Below are 3,935 nucleotides of genomic sequence, written 5' to 3'. Positions count from 1 at the left end.
ACGTTGTTTGTTTCGTTCAGTTTTCAAAGAACTACTTGGTCGCTCATTTGCGACTTCCTTATGTTAACATCTTCGTTAGTTAATGTCAACCAAGTTTTTTATTTCGTTTGTCGTCTTCTGCGTTATTGCATCGGCGACTTGTTCTATATTACACCTCTATATACTAATCGTCAATACCTTTTTATAAAGATATTCAATTTAATATTTTTATGCTCTTTTAGCTAGATACGCCACTACAAGGATCCATTACTGGAATCCCCCTTCTGCTTCTCTTTAATCTATTCTTTCAAGTTAACTTAAACCCTAGACTTAATTTGCACAGAATTTTTTACCCAACAAAACTAACAACCCGACTTTAATAAATACTAATATGTAATTAAAAAGTTATTACACTCCCTAATACTTCTTTGTTTATCACGCACTCTATTAGAAACGATTGAAGATATACGCATTCTTATAACAGACAACGATACAGAAATTCATAATAAACTCATATACTACTCTAGTTATAGAGTCCTGAGTTCCCCTTATATGAAGTAATGGTTGCTTATCTGTTTACTCGTAAATATACAGAAACATACTAATATATTTACTAACTATCCTTATGTCACTGAAATATCAACCTTATATCTCTTTCATCTTTAGCATCATCCATTTCCATACAGCCATATCCTCTTAATAAACATTTAAGATATGCTCAAGGTCCGAATAGATTAATAGCATTTCTTTTTAAACACATATACTGGATTAAAAATACGCACCTCAATTGATCAAGTGTACCAAACATGCCAAAGAGAACATTCGTTCTTTTCATTACTTCAGTTTTTATAACATTAAAAGATGTTTATCCTATACCTATATTTACGTTTGCCGCTAGAAGAACGAATCGTTCCACTAACAAAGCATTTAGTTTTATTGTTTTTAGTATATATTTTATATCTCTTCCCTTTTGAAATACATATAGAGTCATAAATTCTTTTATTTCTACCTACAACTCTAAGAATACGCAACAATAAAAACAAAATTCTGCAACAAGGTATACTACGGCTGTACAATTATAAATCATAATCTTCTTAACATCTATAGTAGTCCTGTCAGTATGTAACGCAAATATACATTGAAAAATTTCAATATAAAATGAGCCGGAATTTCTACTCTAAGAAAAATCCGGCTCTTATTTTTAGGCCACAGCCAAAATCATTTTTACATTTAGTATTAAATGTCTATTCAATATTCCCTACTCCGCTCTGCTGAAGGTGAATGTATCATATCTGTCACTGCACGATATAAATTTTCTGGATGTTCAGCTATCCGGTGACATAGATACAAGTACCACTCTTTCCCATAAGTCAAATATACTCTAGCGTTATGTCCTTTGTTTTTCAAATCTCTTAACATATCCGGACGAATTCCATATAGCATTTCTATTTCTACATTAGTTTGACTAAAATATTGACGTTGCTCCATCTCTGTAATAAGAATTTCATCATGTGTAGCTATAGATACAGGATGATTGTGTTCAACTAGTTGTTCTACAATTTGAAGATACTGTTGATTTAAATCAGTTGACCTAGGCATAGCAATATCCGGAACTTCTTGATAGGCACCTTTTACAACTCTTATTTTCCCTGGATAATGAAGGAGTTCTTGAATATCATTGTTTGAGCGATATAAATGTGTCTGTATTGTTATCCCTACATTATGATATTGCTCAGTTACCTTTTTATAAATGGAAAGAATGTCCGCTGCTTTAGATGATTCTTCCATACTTATCATAAGGGTAGTTCCATGTACTTTCGCCTTCTCTGCCAACTCCATTAAATGAATATAAGATATTTCTGGATCTATAGATAACCCAATATGCGATAAATCGAGTGATACTGTTTGTTTCATAGATAGAGCACCCATGTCCCCAATAAGATTCAAAAACTCATTTTTAGCTTTATAACATTCCTCTATATCTAGAGTATTTTCCCCTATGTATTCTAGTGAAGTATGATAACCTTTTGTAATTAGTTCCTTTGCCGTCCCAACCCCCTCATGTCTCGTTTCTCCGGTGACAAAGCGTTTCGCAGCTTGTAATAATAACGCATAGAGTTCAGTAGATTGTTGTACATAGGATTTTATATGTTCATTTCGTGCAATCGATTTAAATGCCTGAGCTACTTGGAATTCTGGTTTAGTCATCACATTTTCATCCCCTTTAGAACTATTTGATCCAACTATAGCATGCTAAAATGGTTTGTATTAGTACCATTTCACCCAAACTTTTATGGTACCAATTTTGCTGAAGGGAGCATTTATATGCTTTGGATACCTATTGATCGATCGTTAGATATAAGTTTAATTCGACAGGTTTATCACCAAATACGTGAACGAATATTAAACGGAGAGCTGCAATCCGGAGAAAAACTACCATCAACACGGGAATTATCTTCTGAGTTAGGGGTGTCTAGGAACGTAATTTTAGAAGCTTATGATCAATTATTTTCCGAAGGTTTTTTGGTCACTCAGCAAGGAGCCGGGACATTCATTGCAGAAGGGACATATTTAGAACAACGTAAAAAATCAACTCTAATTGATTCTTTATCTTGGTGCGAAGAAAGAAACAAAGACAGTAATATCATTAATTTCCGTTCAGGGATACCAGCATTAGACTTATTTCCACGTAAGGGATGGGCAAAGTTATCCCACACTATATGGAATGAAACACCTCCTTCTACATTTGGATACGATATTCCCGAAGGGCGCCCCGAATTAAGAAAGGTTTTATCACGCTATTTACTAAAAACAAGAGGAGTTTTTTGTCATCCAGAACAATTGGTGATTACTTCCGGTGCAACTCAAGCTTTAACACTTGTTTCTAAGTTACTTTTATCACCAGGTGACGAAGTACTAATAGAAGATCCCATCACCAATGACATTCAAACAATTTTTAAAAATTCAGGAGCCTTACTTTCTCCTATACCGGTTGATGATAATGGAATGGATACATCTTTGCTGCCTGCAAATAAAAATCCAAAATTCATCTTCATTACTCCTTCTCATCAGTTTCCTTTAGGTGGAACGTTACCGATTCAACGACGGGTTCAATTGATTAACTACTCAAGAAAAACAAATTGTTATCTTATTGAAGATGATTATGACAGTGAGTTTCGATATGAAGGTTCACCTGTAAGTTCATTACAGGGATTGGATCCCGAACGTGTTATATATATAGGTTCATTTAGTAAAATTTTATCACCGGCCCTTAGGATGGGATACTTAGTTCTTCCCTCACACCTTATTGAAAAATGTCGCAGGGTAAAATGGTTTTCCGATCTACATACACCTTCTTTAAATCAGCTTGTCCTTGCTAAATTTATTGCCGAAGGTTATTTGGAACGGCATATTATGAAGATGAAAAAAATCTATAAAAATCGAAGAGACTTCCTTATCCAGCAATTAAAATCAGCATTCTCAAATAAAATCAATATTTTTGGTTATTCTACAGGATTACACCTGATTGTTGAATTCAATCAAGTTCAATTCACACAAGAATTACTTGAGAAAACCCAACAACTCGGAGTGAAGGTATATCCTGTGGAAGACCACGCCATTGAAAAAGGAAAACATCACAATCGAATTATTATAGGGTATGGACATTTAACAACTGAAGAAATAAAACAGGGTGTGAGTAGGCTACAGAGGGCAATACCTCGTATATATTCTTGTTAACAAATAGACTTTAAAGCTCAAAATTAAAGAGCCTAAAAAACTCAGCCTTATTTTTCTGAAGGTATGCTAAAACAAAGCTATTTCTTACTAGATAAACGTACTCATAGAGCCGATATTAATTACACGCTTATTTCATTAAACACAAAAAAGACGAGTCATTCTGACTCGTCTTAAAGTTGCTTGGCGACGTCCTACTCTCACAGGGACAAGGTCCCAAC

General features: G+C 34.1%; 2 protein-coding genes. One reads left to right on the top strand and one right to left on the bottom strand.

Translation table 11 applies throughout. From position 1 onward, the window contains the following. Nucleotides 1–1,227 precede the first annotated feature (1,227 nt). The gene (locus AC1Q8M_RS27775; RefSeq protein ID WP_098400821.1) at nucleotides 1,228–2,187 is read right to left on the bottom strand and encodes a proline dehydrogenase family protein; all 960 of its coding nucleotides are present in this window, start codon (nucleotides 2,185–2,187) and stop codon (nucleotides 1,228–1,230) included. Between the two features lie 117 nt (nucleotides 2,188–2,304). Between AC1Q8M_RS27775 and pdxR the strand changes: the two genes are divergently transcribed. Further along, entirely contained in the window at nucleotides 2,305–3,717 is a 1,413-nt protein-coding gene (pdxR, locus tag AC1Q8M_RS27770; protein ID WP_098366230.1) for a MocR-like pyridoxine biosynthesis transcription factor PdxR, read from the top strand. Nucleotides 3,718–3,935: the final 218 nt, after the last annotated feature.

The sequence above is a fragment of the Bacillus sp. GW823-FHT06A10 genome (assembly GCF_058795375.1).
Note: the sequence above shows the minus strand (reverse complement) of the source record. Positions and strands in the feature narration are given on the sequence as shown.

Excerpts from the sequence above, each read along its gene's own strand:
- AC1Q8M_RS27775 (WP_098400821.1), bottom strand. The coding sequence starts at position 2,187 with ATGACTAAACCAGAATTCCAAGTAGCTCAGGCATTTAAATCGATTGCA.
- pdxR (WP_098366230.1), top strand. The coding sequence starts at position 2,305 with ATGCTTTGGATACCTATTGATCGATCGTTAGATATAAGTTTAATTCGA.